Source organism: Caulobacter sp. CCH9-E1 (assembly GCF_001556515.1).
GTDB lineage: Bacteria > Pseudomonadota > Alphaproteobacteria > Caulobacterales > Caulobacteraceae > Caulobacter.
Window position 1 is genome coordinate 1 of sequence record NZ_LSJA01000369.1, and the last position, 18,363, is coordinate 18,363.

General features: G+C 62.8%; 17 protein-coding genes and 1 pseudogene. 15 read left to right on the forward strand and 3 right to left on the reverse strand.

Annotated elements, in window-relative coordinates:
• The 7 genes from AX690_RS23790 to AX690_RS20805 form a co-directional block, all read left to right on the forward strand.
• The coding region (locus AX690_RS23790) for a hypothetical protein (protein ID WP_231732263.1) at positions 1-211 on the forward strand (211 nt) is incomplete at its 5' end.
• Positions 212-251: 40 nt separating this feature from the next.
• Entirely contained in the window at positions 252-980 is a 729-nt protein-coding gene (locus AX690_RS20785) for a hypothetical protein (RefSeq protein WP_066680318.1), read from the forward strand.
• A gap of 131 nt (positions 981-1,111) precedes the next feature.
• Positions 1,112-1,471 carry a helix-turn-helix domain-containing protein gene (locus AX690_RS22515; RefSeq protein WP_231732264.1) on the forward strand — a complete coding sequence of 120 codons (360 nt, stop codon included), beginning with the start codon at positions 1,112-1,114 and terminating at the stop codon, positions 1,469-1,471.
• Positions 1,468-2,721 (forward strand): type II toxin-antitoxin system HipA family toxin, encoded by a 1,254-nt coding sequence (locus AX690_RS20790; protein ID WP_066680316.1) that lies wholly within the window; start codon positions 1,468-1,470, stop codon positions 2,719-2,721. Before AX690_RS22515 ends, AX690_RS20790 begins: the two co-directional genes overlap by 4 nt.
• Positions 2,722-3,051: 330 nt before the next feature.
• The gene (locus AX690_RS20795; RefSeq protein WP_066680313.1) at positions 3,052-4,260 is read left to right on the forward strand and encodes an AAA family ATPase; all 1,209 of its coding nucleotides are present in this window, start codon (positions 3,052-3,054) and stop codon (positions 4,258-4,260) included.
• Between the two features lie 19 nt (positions 4,261-4,279).
• On the forward strand, positions 4,280-5,392 hold the full coding sequence (locus tag AX690_RS20800) for a ParB/RepB/Spo0J family partition protein (RefSeq protein ID WP_066680312.1): 1,113 nt from the start codon (positions 4,280-4,282) through the stop codon (positions 5,390-5,392).
• A gap of 162 nt (positions 5,393-5,554) precedes the next feature.
• The gene (locus AX690_RS20805) at positions 5,555-6,658 is read left to right on the forward strand and encodes a replication initiator protein A (RefSeq protein ID WP_231732265.1); all 1,104 of its coding nucleotides are present in this window, start codon (positions 5,555-5,557) and stop codon (positions 6,656-6,658) included.
• A gap of 864 nt (positions 6,659-7,522) precedes the next feature.
• Here AX690_RS20805 and AX690_RS22520 read toward each other — a convergent pair.
• Positions 7,523-7,765, reverse strand: coding sequence for a WGR domain-containing protein (locus tag AX690_RS22520; RefSeq protein ID WP_082769792.1), 243 nt, complete (start codon positions 7,763-7,765; stop codon positions 7,523-7,525).
• A gap of 163 nt (positions 7,766-7,928) precedes the next feature.
• On the opposite strand from AX690_RS22520, the gene AX690_RS20810 reads away from it, so the two are divergent.
• Together AX690_RS20810 and AX690_RS23100 are read left to right on the forward strand one after the other, a co-directional pair.
• Entirely contained in the window at positions 7,929-8,507 is a 579-nt protein-coding gene (locus tag AX690_RS20810; RefSeq protein ID WP_066683818.1) for a hypothetical protein, read from the forward strand.
• Positions 8,508-8,562: 55 nt separating this feature from the next.
• The gene (locus AX690_RS23100) at positions 8,563-8,709 is read left to right on the forward strand and encodes a hypothetical protein (protein ID WP_156449747.1); all 147 of its coding nucleotides are present in this window, start codon (positions 8,563-8,565) and stop codon (positions 8,707-8,709) included.
• 39 nt (positions 8,710-8,748) lie between these two features.
• Here the strand turns inward: AX690_RS23100 and AX690_RS20815 are convergent, their stop codons facing one another.
• Positions 8,749-10,230, reverse strand: a complete 1,482-nt coding sequence (locus AX690_RS20815; RefSeq protein ID WP_066683817.1) for a DUF2779 domain-containing protein — start codon at positions 10,228-10,230, stop codon at positions 8,749-8,751.
• A 192-nt stretch (positions 10,231-10,422) separates the two neighbouring features.
• Here AX690_RS20815 and AX690_RS20820 point away from each other — a divergent pair, with 192 nt between their 5' ends.
• The 6 genes and pseudogenes from AX690_RS20820 to AX690_RS24330 form a co-directional block, all read left to right on the forward strand.
• The gene (locus AX690_RS20820; protein ID WP_231732266.1) at positions 10,423-11,172 is read left to right on the forward strand and encodes a plasmid partitioning protein RepB C-terminal domain-containing protein; all 750 of its coding nucleotides are present in this window, start codon (positions 10,423-10,425) and stop codon (positions 11,170-11,172) included.
• A gap of 817 nt (positions 11,173-11,989) precedes the next feature.
• Entirely contained in the window at positions 11,990-12,370 is a 381-nt protein-coding gene (locus AX690_RS20825) for a hypothetical protein (RefSeq protein WP_066683814.1), read from the forward strand.
• Between the two features lie 70 nt (positions 12,371-12,440).
• On the forward strand, positions 12,441-14,267 hold the full coding sequence (locus AX690_RS20830) for a type IV secretion system DNA-binding domain-containing protein (RefSeq protein ID WP_066683813.1): 1,827 nt from the start codon (positions 12,441-12,443) through the stop codon (positions 14,265-14,267).
• On the forward strand, positions 14,264-17,323 hold the full coding sequence (gene mobF / locus AX690_RS20835) for a MobF family relaxase (protein ID WP_066683808.1): 3,060 nt from the start codon (positions 14,264-14,266) through the stop codon (positions 17,321-17,323). Before AX690_RS20830 ends, mobF begins: the two co-directional genes overlap by 4 nt.
• A 134-nt stretch (positions 17,324-17,457) precedes the next feature.
• Complete coding sequence (locus tag AX690_RS24325; RefSeq protein WP_369798237.1) at positions 17,458-17,919, forward strand: hypothetical protein; 462 nt, start codon at positions 17,458-17,460, stop codon at positions 17,917-17,919.
• A 62-nt stretch (positions 17,920-17,981) separates the two neighbouring features.
• Positions 17,982-18,062: pseudogene (locus tag AX690_RS24330) on the forward strand (hypothetical protein); the annotation flags it as partial.
• Here the strand turns inward: AX690_RS24330 and AX690_RS20845 are convergent.
• On the reverse strand, positions 18,059-18,363 hold a 305-nt coding region (locus tag AX690_RS20845), incomplete at its 5' end, for an integrase core domain-containing protein (RefSeq protein ID WP_156449748.1). The pseudogene AX690_RS24330 and the gene AX690_RS20845 sit on opposite strands and share 4 nt — an antisense overlap.

The following is an 18,363-nucleotide window of genomic DNA, read 5'->3' on the forward strand; positions in this document are numbered from 1 at the left end:
GAAGGCCGCCAAGGCGTTCACCGACAAGACCACGGCGCCCAACCAGATGTGGCAGGCCTCGCCGTACTCATCAAAGGTTCCAGGCTTTTGGAATTGCCAACGCCTGGGCTGCTGGATCTGCCCAGGCTTGACCTTGTCGCACGAGCTGAAGTGGCTGCAGCCGGATGATACGCCTGCGTGTCATCGATCCTTGAACGACCGGCACTGCTGAGCCCGAACCGGTACGCCGTGATATAAAATTGAGCATGCAAATGGCCGACAAGATACCCCCTGAGATATTTCTAGAAATCAGGCGTGTCGCTAGCGCCGAGTGGCCCGACAGCCCGGAAATGCAACAATATATGGTCGATGCGGAAGCGACGGCTTACCGCAAGCTTGCCAAGCTCGATTTCGGAGGGGCGCTTGAGCAAAAAGCGGCGATCCTCAAAGAAGCCCACGAATACTACCAATCCTGGCAGGACATCGTCAGCTTCGTCTCGGAAGAGGTCGATGCCTTCAACACCTTGGCAGCCTTCGCACCGGAAGATGTGCCGGTTGGCTTCGTCACAGAGCAGAAGCGTAAAGCCCGTGTCGAACACGACTGGTTTGCGTCCCAGCTTGAAGACGTCCAGCAAGCGGTAGAAGCCTATCGCTACGTCCAGCGCACACGCGCGAAGGTGGGGCCTATCCGTGATCTCCTCGTCCGGATGGAGTCAATCATCGGGTCAGAATGCTACAACGCCAACATTCAGAACTATAGCGCCTGGGGTGTTTGGGAGGGCGAGGGCCGCGCGTTCCGTTATCCCGTGACTTACATTCGCAATGGCCAGGAAGAGAAGCGCAAGGCCCGAACTGATGACCTGGAGCCCGAAGCGCTGATCACCTGTCATTACAAGTTTGGAGCCAACGAGCTGAGTATTCACCGGGCTCTGGTGCGCATCATCGATATGCTCAGAAACGACTACGACCTTAAAATTCCCGGCGACGAAGACCGTGCCTAGGGAACGCGAGTTCTCGCCTGCTTCGTCTTCGCTGCTTTGACCCATGTGACGCGATCGCTATTCCGCGTGGGGCAATAATTCGCCCGCGACCTATCGGCAGTCCAGGTTTGGACAATTAACTTGCAAAGTGCATGGTAACTGTCCATTTATGGACAGTGCTAAAGACGCCATCCGAAATCCTGCAAGACCTCGCTGGGCGCATTAAGGCGCGACGAGTCGCCTTGGGCTGGCCCCAGCTGGAGGCCGCTCAACGGGCCGGCGTCGCCTACCGGACCTGGCGGCGTTTGGAGAACGAAGGTCAAGCCTCGCTGGAGGACATGGTCAAGGCCGCTGTCGCCCTGCGCTGCGAAGATGCGCTGAGCGGATTGTTTCCCCTCCCTGCGGCCAGCAGCCTCGATGCGCTCCTGGCGCAGCAGGCCGCCGACGCCGGGACACGGCCGGCGCGTGTGCGGGCGCCCAGGTCACGACCTGCGAAGGCTCCGCGCCCATGAAGCTTGCGCCCGGGACCCCGCTGGCCGCCAACCTGGTCTTTGGCGAGGGCCAGCCCCCCCTCCCCGTCGGCCGGCTGGCCATGGCCGGCGGCCTGGCGCAGCTGGAATGGTCGCCGGAGCTGGTCGCCGCGCCTCTCCCCGTTTCGGCCCTACTCTATCCGCCCGAACCCGGCTTGCATCCCGCGCGCGGCCGGGAGTTTGAAGGTCTGCACGGTTTTCTCGCTGACAGCCTGCCTGAAGGCTGGGGCTTCCTCGTCATGCGGCGACGCTTGAGCAAGCTGGGCGTCGCTATCGAGACGCTAAGCGCCCTGGATCGGCTCGCCCTGGTCGGCGACCACGGCCGCGGCGCCCTCACCTACCGCCCGGCGACCGCGCCGCCGCCGGAGGTCGAAAGCCTCGATCTCGACGCCCTGGCCGCCGAGTCGACCGCGATCCTGACTGGCCACGAAGGCGCGCTGGCCGACACCTTGGCCACCCTGGCGGGCGGCTCGGGCGGCGCCCGGCCCAAGGTTCACGTCGGGTTCGACGCCGAAGGGCGGGTCTCGGTCTCAGAAGGCGAGACCGCCGCCGGCCACGAGGCCTGGATCGTCAAGTTCGCCGCGACCAACGATCCTCCCGACATCGGTCCCATCGAAGCGGCCTATGCGGCCATGGCCGTGGCCGCCGGTCTGGCCATGGCCCCCTATCGGCTGCTGCCGTCAAAGACGGGGCCCGGCTATTTCGCCACCCGCCGTTTCGATCGCCCAGAGCCTGGTCGGCGCCTGCACATGGTCTCGTTGAGCGGCGCGGTCGAGGCGCCTTGGCGCACGCCCGCAAGCTACGATCTCTTCCTGCGCGCGACACTGGCCATCACCCGCCACGCTGACGACCTGCACGCGGCCTTCCGGCGCATGGTCTTCAATGTTCTTTCCAGCAATCGGGATGATCATACGCGGCAGCACAGCTATTTGATGGACGAGGCCGGGGAGTGGCGGCTCGCTCCAGCCTATGACCTGACCTATTCGACGGGGCCGGGCGGCGAGCACTACCTCGACATCGAGGGCGAGGGCAAAAACCCGACCCGCGACCAGGTCCGCAGCCTCGGACGTCGCCATGGTCTGCACGATAGGCTGATCGACACCATCATCGATGAGGTCCGCGCCGCCGTGGCGGACTGGACGCGCTTCGCCAACGAGGCCGGCGTTAGCCGGGCGTCCCAAAGCGAAATTCAGTCCGCCCACCGGTCAGTTGTTTCGGCGTTCTTGACCTAAGTTAGGGTCGCGTCAGCCATGGCCCGCCCGCCGATTGGGTCGTGAATATCGGACACATAGACGACAGAGCGCTCTTTGATAGGGCCTCTCCCCCGCGCTGGGCACTTAGCCCAAGTGCTTGCACGCCCCTTACGCCGTGGCGCGCGCCGCGACGTGCTGGCCACGGGAGGCTCTCACACATTGACGAGGTGGGGCCCGACAGCCGGCTGCTCGTTTAGGATTTATTTACCATACGCCTGGATGAAAGTTTTCATCTTTGTTTTTGGCTAAATTCATTCAAACCTGCTCTCTCAGCCCAGGTTTGGCGATTCACAGTGGGGACGGCGACAAATGGATTCGATCGTGACCGAAGCGGATCGGATTGGCCAATTGGCCAACGCCGGCGAGCAAATGGTTGAGCGGCTTCGTCGAACAGCGTTTCTCCCCGGGCAGACCAAGAGCTTGGATGTTCGTATCGGCATCGCTGAGGCCGCCGAGCTACTGGGATGCTCGTCCAATCGAATCCGGATGGCCGAACAAGATGGTCGCCTCCCCTCCCCGCCTGAGTCCGAGAGCGGTCGCCGGATTGGCTATGATATCCCCGCCCTCTTGAACATGCGGCAGGTCTTGGGCGCCTCACCGCGACGTGGGCCTAACGATCCACCGTCCATAATCACGGTTCAGAATTTTAAGGGCGGCGTTGGGAAGTCGACGGTTACGACGCACCTGGCTCACTATCTCGCCGTCGCTGGCTATCGCGTGCTCGTGGTCGACTGCGATAGCCAGGCCACGACCACGACGCTCTTCGGCTTCAACCCTCACTTCGCCATACGGCGGGAGGAGACCCTCTATCCGTACCTGTCGATAGAGCCCACCCAAGACGATCTGGCCTATGCGGTTAAAAAAACCGTGTGGCCAAACGTCGACCTTATCCCCTCGAACCTGCAGATGTTCGACATCGAATATGAGCTCGCCGCGGCGGGAACTGGCGGTGGCGGGGTTCTGGCCTCACGGTTCCGGAAGCTCCGCGAGGGTCTCTTTGAACTGGCCCAGGACTACGACGTGGTTCTGCTGGATCCACCGCCGGCGCTGGGGACAATTTCGCTTGCCGTCATGCAGGCGGCCAATGCGCTCTTGGTCCCCTTGGCGGCGACGACGCCAGATTTCTGCTCGACCGTTCAGTTTCTGTCGATGATGGACCAGGTCATCGGTCAGCTCACCGCAGCAGGCATCACCGTCGAGTACGACTTCTGCCGGCTGATATGCTCCAAGTTCAACGCCAATGACCCCAGCCAAGACATGGTCCAGCGCGTCATGGATCAGGCCTTTGGTCCCGCCCTTCTGCCCATCCCCATCCTCGAGTCGGCTGAGATCAGTCACGCCGCTCTTCGGATGATGACGGTGTATGAACTGGAAAGGCCGATCGGAACGCCAAGGACCCACAAGCGCTGCCGCTCCAATCTTGATGAAGCGCTTTCGCAGGTGGAACAGCTTGTCCGCCGCCGCTGGGGTCGTCCCTTGGTCCAACCAGCCCCCTCGCTGGCCGCAGTGACCGCCTGAGGCGTCTGGAGGAAGCACGATGTCCAAACGCCAATCCGACTACCTGAATTCCCTTCTTGGCCCTGATCCGGCCGCTGTGGAGCCCGCGGCGGAGCCGGTGACGTCCGCGCCCCAGCCGGCGGCCGTGAGCAGTCCCGATCCGATCTCCCCTCCCCTCTCCTCTGCACGTACCGCGCCAGGTATGACCTTGCTCGCGCGAGAGTCCGCCTTGGCCCGGATCGCGGCGGGCGAGGTTAAACAGGTCACCCAGCTTCTGCTCGACCCAGCGCGCGTGCGGATCTGGGTGGGCAACGCGCGGCATCAGCAAAGCCTGAACGAGGCGGCCTGTCGTGATTTGATCGACTCTATCCTGGCCGAGGGCGGTCAGAAAGTGCCGGTGGTCGTAAGGCGCGTGTCAGACGACCCGCAGCATGATTACGAGCTCATTGCTGGAACCCGACGGCACTGGTCCATCAGCTGGCTGCGGGCCAATAGCTACCCTGATTTACAGCTTCTGGCCCAGGTGCAGTCGCTCGATGATGAGAGCGCGTTTCGGCTCGCGGACCTTGAGAACCGGGCGCGCAAAGACGTCTCGGATTTTGAACGAGCGAGGAACTATCGCGACGCATTGAAGAGCTATTACGGCGACCGGCAGATCCGGATGGCTGAACGCCTCAACCTATCCAAAGGCTGGCTCTCCAAGATGCTCTCGGTCGCGGATATCCCTGACTGGGCTGTTTCAGCATTCTCAGGGCTTGGCGATATCCAGCTGAAAACTTGCTACCCGCTCGCCCAACGCATCAAGGCGGTCTCGCAAGCTGACCCAACCGCCTTGAAGCGGATGCAGAAGGAAGCGGCCCGGCTCAAGCAGGAGCAGCGTTCGCGGCTGGACACGGGGCAGCCACCACTAGGCGCCGCTGAAGTCTCAGACGCCCTCATCAAGGCCGCACAATCGCCTAGCCAAGAGCAGGAGTCGCTGTTCGCAGCCGACTCGGTGCATGGTCGACGGGCTTTGTCTGTGCTTTCCGCCAATAGGAACGGTGCGACGCTTCGGATCCACGCGGGGTCAGGCGCAAGCGAGGCCGAACTGTTGAGCCTGGTGGAGCAAGCCTTGGCTTTTCTGCGGTCGCGCGGCCGAGGCTTCGCCGACTAGGCCTCAAAAGTTTCCCCGGGGAAACTTTGTTCGCGGCCCGCCAGGGTGGCGTGGGCATGGGTGAAGGAAGTTTCCCCAGGGAAACTCGCGGCGAGGGAAGAGAGACGGCGCGCTTGTCTGGAACGGTCGAGCATCATGGCTAGCAATACGAGCAAGGGGGCCGTGGAGCAGATCGACCTGTTTCTGCCCTATCTGGCTGATCTGAATCTCCGAGATCAGCGCGAGATGATGGAAAGGCCCTTCTTCAGCCTTTCGAAAAGCAAGCGCACCAAACCGATCGACTACACCTCTCCCGACGGGAAGGTCTGGGTCCACGTTTCGGCCAATCCTGATTACGGCATGGCGACCATCTGGGACGCCGATATCCTGATCTACTGCGCCAGCGTCCTGAACGATTTGAAGGAGCGCCGGGTCAATGAGATCCCTCGCGTCCTGAAGGTCATGCCCTATGACATTCTGCGGAGTATCGGCCGTCCCGTCACGGGCCGCTCATACGAGCTCTTGGGGGCTGCGCTCGACCGCCTGCAATCGACCACGGTTAAGACCAACATCCGGGCGGATCAAAGGCGAGAGGCGACCTTCTCCTGGCTCGATAGCTGGAGCCAATTGGTCGATGAAAAGACCGATCGCTCGCGCGGGATCTCGATCGCGCTATCGAGTTGGTTCTACGACGGCGTCCTGATGGCCGGTGGGGTTTTGTCGATTGATCGGTCTTACTTCTCAATCACAGGGGGACGCGAGCGCTGGCTCTACAAAGTCGCTCGCAAGCACGCTGGCGGGGCAGGGGAGGACGGCTTTGCGATCGCCCTTCCGACGCTCTTTGAAAAATCTGGCGCCGAAGGCCAGTATCGCCGGTTCAAGTTTGAAATGACCGCGCTGGTCCGGGAAAACCCTATCCCGGGCTATGAACTCTCGCTTGAGCCAGCGGTCACCTCCAAGGAGCCCCTACTACGCATTCGGCGAAAGTCCGTCGAAAAGGCAAAGCCCGTGAGCAAGACGCCGGAGAATGCGGCCGCTCCGAAGAAAACTGGCTTTACGACGTCCACGCCCAGACCCGTGGAACTGGAGCCGCGTGGCTACTTGACCGATGAGACATTGGCCCACCTTCGTGAGCACTACAGAGGCTGGGATTTCCACGCCCTGCATAGGGAGTTTCAGACCTGGCTCCATGGTCAGGATGAGCGTCAGCCCGACCGTTATCAGAGCGCCTTCATCGGCTTTGTGCGCCGCTACCACGAAAAAAACCGCCACCAACTGCGCGGTTAGCTAGCGGCCGGCTCGTCCGGGGAGGGTGCTTTGCGGCCCGACCTCACACCAACCGTTCCCGAAATGTCGTGCGGTGCTGGACGGCGGGGCGAGCGGAGCCGCCCACCACGGCACGCAGCGCTAGCGACTGAACGTTTTTTCTAGGGGAACGTGGCAAAGTGATTCAATCGCGATTTGCCCGCGTGTTCGATTGACCTAACTTTGCCAGGCTTCGACACATCAGGAACGCAAGACGACACCTCAGGAACAGCCTATCGACACTCCAGGAACGCCACGCTCGATACATCAGGAACGAAAGCCCGATACTCCAGGAACGCTGTGGATAGATTCTTCCTTGGATTCTGGACCATTAGCGCGCTGAAGCCGCCCTTAACTCTTAAACTTTTTCTTCTCTAACCCTCTAACGCCCATGAGATGTCGAAAGATCTGAAGGGAAGATTAGGTCGCAAAAGGACGTTCCGCGCTGAGCTCAGGCGCGCATGCTCGCGGCCACACATCCGACAAGCGCTATTGCAGGACCCGTCAGCAGGACAACAGCCCCAATCGTGCGCTCGCGGAGAGAGAGCGGCACCGCACCCCAAATTGGTCGCGGATGCAAAAGCTCATGAGCTCGAACGCCCTCAACGACCACTGTCAGCATGAAAACCAGCCAACCAAGCGGCCACCATAAAGCAACCAGTCCGTAGCTGGTTACCAAGTAGATCAACGCGCAAAAGACGTTCGTGGCCGCCCAGCCTGGGATCATATCCCTCGACTTGGAAACGTTGGAGCCGCCATTAGAAGAAGGCTCATTTGGCTCTAAGACGATCGGCGGGAGAGGCTCCAACAGGCCTTCTATCCGTGTCTCGTACCGATGAGCCAGATTCACCACGCGGACGGGGCGGGTTGATATCCGCGTCGAAGTTTCTGGCGACGCAAATCCTCCAGCCGCGCCTCCGCGGCGCCCGGCGTTGCGAACCATTCCACGATAGAGCGCCCGCCTCGAGCCCCAATGCGGCCCCATGTCCGACAGAGCCCCGTCTGGCCAAAAAGGCCGGGAACAACCGTTAGGCCATAGAAGCGGGCCATGTTGCGGGTTGCGTCTCGCCGATACAGCTCATGGTCCATTTGGACTTCCTTTGAGGCGCGGTGGAGGAACGGCCTATCGCGGCCATGATCCTACCACAGCTATACGACAAGAACGGACGCAGGGCCCACTAACTTCACTTGAAAGAAGAAGGGGAGGGCGGGGAGGGGTGCATCCAATCGCACCTGCAAAGGCCTCCCAGCCATGTCAAAATCTCTCTCGCGTCGTATCGGTCCGATCAACTACTGGCCGGCTGTCGACGCCGATTTCCAACTCCCCAAGCCGCTCGTCCACCTCATCGACCGATCGCTGGCGGCGCCGCTCATGCCGGGGATCACCAAGGAAGCCCGCCACTACATGCTGCAGATGCGGCTGCATGCATTAGGCGTTGGTCTTGGCTACCGATCCCAAATCGAGGTCGGAACAGGCCACCGGCGCTTCATCGCCCAGGGACGGTTCGATGTCGTCTGGACGCACGAGCCGGCCAACAACGACGGCTTTTTGGAGAAACCCATCATCTTCGAGATCGACAGCTGTTGGAGGCATGAGTCAGCCCTCAAGCTCGGCAGGGTAGGGGAGGAGGCCCTCAAGCTCTGGGTCTACTACGGCAACCGACCAGCCCCACCAGAGCCCGCGGAGCCAGGATTTCGGCGCCTAAACATCCTGCGCATTCAGCCCTGGCGACTTGGCGTCAAGGAGGCCCGGAGTGTTCGCCCGAGCACGTCGGGGGCGTGGCCAGATCCACTTTACCCACAGATGGCGCCCTCGGCGCGCCGATCTTGATCGCGGGGCTCGGTCAGCGCAGACTTCGTAAAGTGAGACGATGTCGGAGGACGATATGCCCAAGACGGAGTTGGATCGGATATTCGAGAAACATACCGAGGAGCTTTGCGCCATCATCCGCGAAAGCACCCGATGGCAAATCCTTGGGTTTTCGATCATCTTTGGCGCAGGCATGGCCATCTTGGTCGTGATGAGCCGATAAGCCCTGTGAACAGCGCCATATCGGATGTGAACTGTTCCCTCAGCCGCCAGCCAAAGCTCGTGCGACGGTGACCATCGCCCATGTATCTCTCGCACAATAGGCCCTGAGGCCCTCTTCCAGCGCCTTGCGCCGCTCGGGATCGCAGGCCGGATCCGCAGCCTCGAACCATGCCGCCTGTGCATCGCCCCCGTGCTTCACTGCGAGAGCGCCATAGTCGAGTTCGGATGCAATAGTGGGTAGCACCGCCTTGATGGACCAGCTGCCGCGCTGGTCACGGTGATACCAGTGGTTGCGGGCGACCGGCAGGAGATCGACTGTAGCCTCGGCCATCGCCTCGAGGCGCGAAGTAAGATCAGGAAAAGCCTCCGCCAGCTCGCGAAGCACGCCACGCTCGAAGGACGCAAAATAGGCGATGATCGTCGCGCCTTCAGGGATGAGCTCGATCAGCGCCTCAGCGCACGCTCGTCGGGGATCGTTACCGTCGACGTTCAGGAACTCATGATGGGTTATGCGCCCGTCGTGCTGCTCGAGATGGAGCGAGAACTGGAACGGGATCTGTTGGAAAGGTCTAGTCCCGACCCACCGCGGAATCGCCGGAGCCACGGTCTCGAAGTCGAGCCAGGCGCGCGGCCAACCCCATGCGGCCATTGCCTTGCGAGCACCCTCAGCGTCGTGGAATGGCACGCCGTCACGGGTCGCGGCGAGGACCCTTGCCTGCTTGTCGGTGAGATCGGCTTCGATCAGATCAAGCAGGTTATCGATCCCGCGCTCCAACCAGGGCTTGCCGCCGCCGTGGGGAAGCACGGTCACGGGCCATTCAGGCCCGGGCTGAAGGTGGCGGCTGCAATAGGCGGCGAACTCGCAAGCGAAAGGTTTGTTACAATGATCGCCCATGTCGCGCGAAGGCTCGCCACGGGACAAAATAGAGCGTGCTTCGGCCACCAATGCTGGGCGGCTGGCGATGGCGCCTTCCAGTTCGCCGAGCAAATCGACGTCAGTGAACAGTCCAGCGTAATCGCCCTCCCGCGACAACACGAAGCTTGTGTCGATATGGCGGATAGCAGCGCGCGTCAGATCAACTCCCGCCTCGCGCATCACCCAAACTTGCGTGGCGAGATCGCTGCGATGATAATCCTTGACCTCGCCCGAGCTCTTGACCTCCGCAGCTGACCATCCCCCGGACGCGAGCCGTTCCAGCAGATCAACCCGCACCAGCACACCATCGTGCTCGAAGGTCGCCTCGAAAATCGGGCCTGGATGCCTGTTAGCGATCAGAGATGATGTCTGTGCGACCGCTTCGGACAGTGACGGTGGATCGACCATTACCCCGCTCGGATGGAGCGCACAGGCAATCTCGCCCACCGCGTTGCCGATCGCAAAACGTGCCTCGGCGCCATCTGCCCGTTCGGCTAGATCGGGGCGGTGGGTCGAAAGCCACAGCTTCTTTGGGCATTGCTCGAAGGATGTGATCTTCGACTTAGAGAGGCCGAAGGCGCCGGCGGAATCGATGGTCTGTGTCATGCTGCTTTCCTACAGCAGCGATACGTCAAAATTGGTCACTAGTTCTTCAATGGCGGCCTACCGTGGTAGCTCAGACTTGCGAAATCTTCAGGCGTGGAATTCCCACTCAGCCTAACATCCCCATCCCCGCTATCTGACGTCTACAAGATTGAGCGCCCTCATAGATCGCCATGTCCGGCTACCGTGGGCCTTGTGGAGCCGCTCGTCGTTTCGCGCGCCAAGGGCAGCGGTCCTTATCTTCTCCTGGACGGTCACGTGCGTTTAAGCGCCCTGCGCGATCAGGGCTCCACGGACGCGCGCTGCTTGATCGCCTCCGACGACGAGGGCTTTACCTACAACAAGCGGGTCAATCGCCTCGCGACGATCCAAGAGCACTACATGATCGTCCGCGCCCTGAATCGAGGCGTCTCGGAAGAGAAACTCGCCAGAGCGCTGGACGTCGACGTTGGGGTAATTCGGCGGCGGAGGGACCTGCTCAACGGGATCAGCGCCGACGTCGCCGAGCTCCTGAAAGACAAGCCGGTCGGCACGCATACCTTCAGCAAGCTGCGGAAGATGAAGCCGATCCGGCAGCTTGAGGTGGCCGAACTGATGGTGTCGGCCAACAACTATAGCATCAACTACGCCAAGGCCCTGCTCGCGACCACCAAGTCGGCGGACCTGCATCGCCCCGAGGACCTGAAGAAAGCCACAGGGCTCACTACCGAGCAGATGGCGCTGCTGGAGCGGGAGATGGCGTCCGTCACCCACGACTACAAAGAGCTCGAGGCCACCTATGGCGACGACATGCTCCTGCTGGTGATCGCAGCCGGTTTCCTGGAGCGGCTGCTTTCCAAGCGCGAGGTCGAACGGTTCCTGTCCGTTCGGCACCCCGAGATACTCGAAAACTTCAGATCGATCGTCGCCGCGGCTTCGTTGGATCAGGTCCAAGCCGCGGCGTGATCCAGAGGGTGGGGACCGGGACCCGAAAGCGCCGGGACCGTCGGAGAAGCCGCCGGACGGGCGGATCAAGGGCGGTGGCGGGGGCGGCGGCGAACCCGCTTAAGCCCGCTAGGCCTGCCGTCATATGGCAGGCCGGGCCGTGGCCTGTGTACACCGACCAACTGGACGGCCAACCACGTGGCGCTGGCTGTTCATGTGTGTTGGCGTAAGGAGATTGGGGCAGGGGGTCTACCGGATCTCCGAGAGCATAATCGCCATACTGAACTGACCCCCTTATGCACCGGAAGGGCAGGGGCGTAACTTCGGCCGGCTGGCCTCGCCGGAGGGGCGAGGATCGACGTCTGGGGTTCGCTCCCGGCTCCACGCGGCCCGTCTCCTGCCGGCCGAGCAGGATCTTGGTCGTGGCTACGTCGGTCTGGTTTCTGCACCGAATAGCCGAGCACCCGTGGCCGCCAGTTCACGCGCTCTGTTCATCGCGGACGCCCTAAAGATACTGCCCGATGGACATTCACCTGGTGACGCGCGCATGGCACATCTGTCGATTATGGGCGCGGATTTCGCTGGCGCTGGTAAGGCCACGAGGCCCACGGCGAATACCCTGACAACCCGCATTTTTCCCGTGACCGTCAGGCCAGGCGGTCCGTCATAAGGATAGGGCACGTCACGCACAGCTGCGCTTTTTCTAAGTTATTGAACAATCGGAATAAAATTTTGCATGTAATGGTTTACTTTGGATAACCGCAAAAGTGGTTCTTGTTGACCATCAATGGGTTAGGTGGTTTACTTTGGTAACCCACCAAGCGTCGGAAGGTCTGATATGGGCGATAGCGCAAGACGCAACGGGAAGATCACCTTCGCCGTCAAGCTCAACCCCGAAACAGCGGACCGGGCCCGGATCGACGCCGAACGCCTCGGCATGAAGATCTCTGATTACATGGACATGCTGATCACGCGGCGGGGCGTGAACAACTACCAGTATTTCGCGCAGCAAGCGGCGTTCCAGTCGTTCGTCAGCGCCGCCCTGGTGGTCCATCTTTCCCGCAAGGCGATGTCGAAGGACGAGCTCGCGGCGGCGCAAAAGTTCGTCTATCAGGCCGCCGCCACACTGTTTGGTCAGCCGCCGGAACGCCCGCCAGAGATCGGGGAGGACCCTGACGATCTCGACCCCCGTCTGACGGCCCTTTTCGAGGCCTTCTAGGACGGGTAGAACAGACCTGTGACTGCGCCCGAACGCCCCTTGAGCTCCTCTCGCTCAGGGACGTTCGATCATGGCTCGAATCCATCGCGGCAAGAGCGAGGCTTGGCTTCGCGGCGGCCAGACCTTTTCCCACAATGTCGACATGGTCATGGAGGTGCTCGGCCGCCTGGTGATCCTGTCCCTGGTGTGGGGCATGGTGTGCCTCTGGCTGGGCAATAATTCGTCGTCCGACCTGGAGCAGGAGTACGGTCTCCAGGGCGTCCAGGCGGCCCTGTTCGACAAGCTAGGCCACCCGCTTCCCGACAAGCTCTCTATCAAGGGTCTCGACGGGGTCGAGCGCACCTACAAGAACGCCGAGGTGCCGAAGCTGAAATGGCTTCAGACCTCGCGACAGACTTTCGTCTGGGCGACCTACCGCTTCAAGAAACTCTTCCCCCACGCGACGCTGCAGGACCTCCTGCAGATGTTCTTCGGGCCGGTCGAACTGCTTGAGTGGCTGGTTCGCGGCACGCCCGCCGCCGCGATCAAAAGCGTGCTGATGACGGGCCTCAACAGCCTCACGCACCTGGTCGGCGACCGCTCGACCTTCTCCATCCGCGAATGGGTCAACGCCCCGAAAGGCGAGGGCGGCTTCCTCTTTCTCTCGGCGCCCGAAACGCACATCGACAGCCTGCGTCCCCTGTTGTCGTTCTGGGTCGAATTGGTGGTCGGCGCCTTGCTCAGCCGACCCGAGGACAACCGGCCCGAGACGTGGGTGATGCTCGACGAGTTTTCCTCGCTCGGCCAGATCGACAGCCTGGCGACAGGCCCGGTGCGCCTGCGCAAGTACAACGGCGCCATGGTGCTTGGCCTCCAGCAATTCAGCCAGCTCCAGGACATCTACGGCCACGAGACGGCCACCACGATCATCGGCCAGTGCGCGCACAAACTGATCCTGCGTTGCCAGGATCCCGACACCGCCAAGTTCATGAGCGACCAGCTCGGCCGCGCCCAGATGCGTCGAGTGGACGAGAGCATTTCGTTCGGGGCGAACTCCCAGCGCGATGGCGTGAACATCAACGCGAGTGAAGAGCTAGAACCCGTCGCCCTGCCCGAAGACCTGATGAACCAGCCCGCCATGCAGGGCTTCATCAAGGTGGCCTCGGCGCGGGAAGGCGAGGCGTTCCCGGCCGCCACCCTGAAGTTCCGGTACAAGCCCCGCCCGAAGATCGCCGAGGGCATGGAAGAGCGCCCGGGACCGACCCCGACGGAGCTCTTCCTGGAGGCGCTGCAGGAGAGCAGCGAACTCATCCGCCAAGCTGAAATGGAGCGGGAAGCGGGGGAGGGGCCGCCAGCCCTGGAGGAGACCGCCGACAACGTAGTTCGGCCGATGTACGACCCCAAGACGGGCGAGATCGTTGTCGTCCGCCCGATGTTCGATCCCAAGACCGGAGAGATCTTCGAGCCGGACGCTCCCGAGCCCGAAGCCGCTGAGCCCCAGGAGACCGCGCCGCCGGCGGAGAGCGTCGCGGCCAATGACGAGGGCGGGCCGCGCATGGTCACGCCCGACGAGCGTAATCCAGGCGATGGAAGATCCACTGACCCGGCGGGCGCGAACGAGCCCGTCCTGCCCGAATTAGCCGCCAGTGGAAACCTCGATCGCACCAGCAAACTCGCGGTCGACGCCTACCGCTCAAGGCTCGACCAGCAGGAGCATCAGCGCGCCTTCATGCAGCTCTATGACCGGGTGCGCCGCGACATGGAGCAGGCCAACCCGCTCAACGGGATCGCGGTTTGGAAGGGCCGCGAAGGACAACGCAAAGGACCGGCCGACGCATGGCCGTTCGTATCCAAGGACCGCACTGGCGATCGTGACGAACCCGACGGCTCAGACAGCTTCTGGACGCCGCAGTCATGATGACGCCTTCGCGGATCCGCAGCGCGGCCGGCGCGGCCGATTACTACGCCAAGGATGACTATTACATCGAGGGCGAGGCGGGGGCGCCGAACCTCGAATGGGGCGGCCAGGGCGCGGCCGATCTTGGGCTCAAGGGCAAGGTCGACGCCAAGGATCTACGCGCCATCCTGGATGGTCGAAATCCCGACCCGAACGGGCCCGCGCTTACCGACAGCGAGAACAAGGCCAAGCATCACGCGGGGTGGGATTTCACCTTCGCGGTGCCCAAGTCCGTCACGCTCCTGGTGATCGCCGCCGAGAAGCATGACCCCGAGCTGGCCGACCGCCTGAAGGGCCACGTCATGGCGGCCAACAAGGCGATGATGTCCTACCTCGAGGCCAACCACGCCGTGACCCGGGTTCGCGACGAGCAGGGGGCGGTGCGGGAGGTTCAGACGAAGAACCTTGTCTATGGCTCCGTGATGCACGTCACGACGCGCGGCGGGGATCCGCACCTGCACGTCCACAACCCCATCGCCAACGTGACCAAGAACCCCGAAACCGGGAAGTTCGGCGCGCTCGAAACACGCCACATGTACAAGTGGCAGAAGAACACATCCCTCGTGGGCGCGCGCGAGCTGCAATCGCGGCTGATGGCTGAAGGCTACAGCATCGAACGCAAGGGCGAACTGGCATGGGAAATCGCCGGGACGAGCACGAAGCTCATCCAGGAGTTCAGTAGCCGCAGTCGCGAGATCAACGCCGGCGCCGAGGCCCTGGCCGCCGAACGCGGCGTCTCATCGGTCTCCGACGAACAGCGCACGATGATCCAGAAGCAGACCCGCAAGACCAAGGGCGATGTCGTGCGCGAGGTCCTGCAGAAGGAATGGTCGGAACGCGCCGAGAAAGTCGATCCCGGCGCGCTCGCACAGCAGGTCGCGGCCCGCACACTCGAACGCGGACAGGACGTGACGGCCAAGCTCATCGGAGCCATCAATCCTGCTATCGCCAAGTTGCGAAAGATGGTTCGCGACCACAACGGCTCGAATGCGCGGATCGACCTTTACGCCCGCGCTACGAACGATCCAGACAAGGAGGCCCAGGCCGTTGTTTCTCTTGGCCTCCGATCGGCCGAGGAGCGCGACGCCGTTGTCAGTAAACATCTCATCCTCCAGAAGGCGCTCTTAGCTTCGGACGGCGGCGTCACTTACGATCGCCTAGAAGCTTCGTTCGACCGCTTCGCCAAAGCCGGTCACATCGTCGAGGCCGACCGAACGCGGATGGCGGGCGTGACAACGGCTCGCACGCTCGTGCGCGAAACCGCCATCGTCGGTGCGATCGAGCGCGGACGCGGCGCGGCGCCCGAACTGATCTCCGCCGCGGCGCTCGACAAAGCGATGCGGCCCGAAGCCGTCAAGGATCGGACCGGCCTTTCCCTGACCAAGGGACAAGCGGCGGGTGCGCGCCACATGTTGCAATCCAGGGACCGTTACGCCGTGGTCGAAGGTCTGGCCGGCGTCGGCAAGACCACGGCGCTACGTGTCACCAACGACGTCGCCGAGCGCCACGGTCTGCACATCTTCGGCATCGCCAGCCAACACCGCTTCGCCGAGGAGATCCGCAAGGCGGGCGTGGGGGCCGCGACCGTCGAGAGCTTCCTTCGCAAGGCGGAACGGGCCATGGAAGTCGGCGGCCAAAGGCTCGAGCGACTACGGGCCAATTTCGCCAAGACGATCCTGATGGTCGACGAGTCCTCGACCCTCACGAACGAAACGATGTACCGCCTGGTCAACGTGGTCGACGGCCTGCGCATCCCAGCCGTGCGCTTCCAGGGCGACCGGGGCCAGCTGGGCGGTCCCGGCGCGGGCAATCCTTTCAAGGCGATCATTGACCGTAAGGCCGACCGGGTGATGATGGACGAGATCCTTCGCCAATCGCAAGCGCCGACGCACCTGCGCGATGCGGTCCAGCGCATGGGGGAGGGGAAGTTCAAGGAGGGGTTGACCCTTCTCCGCCCCAACATCGAGAGCGTGGGCCGCGACGCCGACCAGGCCGCCATCGCAGATCGCGTGGTGTCCGCCTATCTCGAGATGCAGGCCCAGCGGGACACGCAGATCGTTGTTGCCACCAACGCCATGCGCGGCCTCGTTTCGGCCAGGCTGCGAAACCAGCTGCAGGATAGCGGAGCGCTGTCGCGGAGCGAGCGCGAGGTCGATCGCCTCTACGCCAAGAACCTGTCCCGAGCCGAACAGGTCGATGCGCGCTTTTATGCGCTTGGCGACAAGATCGTGTCGAACGACGCGTTCGCGGGCGCGGCCACGCCCCGCCACATGGTGGAGACCATTGTTGGGGTCGATCGCGACAACAACATGCTCAAGGTCCGCAGCGACAAGGGCCGCGAGCGGATGGTCGACCTTAACGACGAGGCCGCGCGCCGCAGCCCGTCCTTTTCCACCTTCACCGAGCGCGCCCACCCGATCGCCGCCGGCGATCGGATGGTCTGGGAGGCGCGGTTCTCGGACCGCGGCTATGAGCGGGGCGGCGCCTTCAGCATCGTGGCCATGGACAGCAAGGCCGTGACGATCCGCCACGAGGGCCAGGGCGCCATGGCGGGCAAAGTCGAGAAACTCTCGGCCACCGACGAGGCGCTGCGGTTCTCCGGCTACGGCTACGCCATGACGGCCGACCGGGCCCAGGGCTCGACCTTCAAGGGCGTCGTGTTCGAGATGTCGTCCAAGTTGGGCGAGGCGGCGAACATGGCCCGCCTCTACGTGATGAGCTCGCGCCTCGCCGAGGACGCCAAGATGATCACCGACGATCTGTCGCGGACGGCCCAGCTGATCCTCCGCCAGGACGGCCAGAAGCTTGTCGCCCTGGACGAGATCCGGAGGGCGGAGGCCGAGCTTCGCAAGGACGACGCCAAGACCGGAGCGACCGCGTCCGAGAAGGACAAGGAGTTCTCCAAGTCCATGGACAAAGGCATGTCGAGCTCCGGCGGCGCCGGCGCGGAACGCCCGAAAACCCGCACCAAGGAGCGGGACACGCAGATCCAGCAGCAACAGAACCTAGGGCTTTAGCCGATGGGAAACCTTCTTCGTCAGCCACTCGGCAACCACGTCCCTCAACCGTATTTCAGGCCTTGCGTTGTACTCGTCGTGACAGGGCGCGCCTTTGGCGGCCCGGGAGACGACGATGGTCGCTGGATCTTGGCTTGATGGTCGTCGTCTATATCGTCGGCACCACGGCCTACACCTCGGGTTTCAAGCGCGAGCCGGTCATGGACGTCTTCGTCTTGGGGGCGCTCTACATGCTCCGCCTGGCCGCCGGCGGGGCGGCGACGAGCGCGCCTCTCAGCCCGTGGTTCCTCGCGTTCAGCGGCCTCTTCTTCCTGTCCTTGGCCCTAGCCAAGCGGCACACCGAGCTCCGAAAGCAGCTCGACCAGGGAGAGACCCCGGGAAGGGGCTATCGGCCCTCGGACTGGGCCCTTCACCCTTTCCGCCGGTCTAGGGGCGGGCATGGGCGCGGTCGTGGTGTTTTTGCTCTACGTGGCCTTGAACGGCGGCTTCGCCGCCCGAACACACGCCGCGTGGGGGCTGTGGGCGATCGGCGCGGTCATGTCGGTGTGGATCTTCAGACTGTGGTTCACCGCGCAGCGCGGCGAGCTCGATTATGACCCGATCGTTTGGGCCTTCCGCGATCCCATGAGCCGTGTGCTCGGTCTCATCGCCGCTGGGTTCCTGTCCGTCGTCAGAAGTTTTGGGACAGCCGGGCTGCGGATTTAGTGGAGGGTTGGCCTCGTCTGGGCTTGAGATTTAGGCGGCGATTTTGCGGTGCTGCAAGCGCCGATGTTCGAGGGTCTGGCGCTTGACGCTGGCTCGGCGGCGCAGGATGTCGGCGGCCCTGCCGAAGTAGGCGTCGGCGGGGGTCACGTTATCGAGGCTCTCGTGGTAGCGGGCGTGGTTGTAGTGCTCGATGAAGGCGCCGATCTGGGCTTCCAGGTCGCCGGGCAGGTAGTAATTTTCCAGCAGGATGCGGTTCTTCAGGGTCTGATGCCAGCGCTCGATCTTGCCCTGGGTCTGGGGATGGTAGGGCGCGCCCCGGACGTGTTTCATCTCCT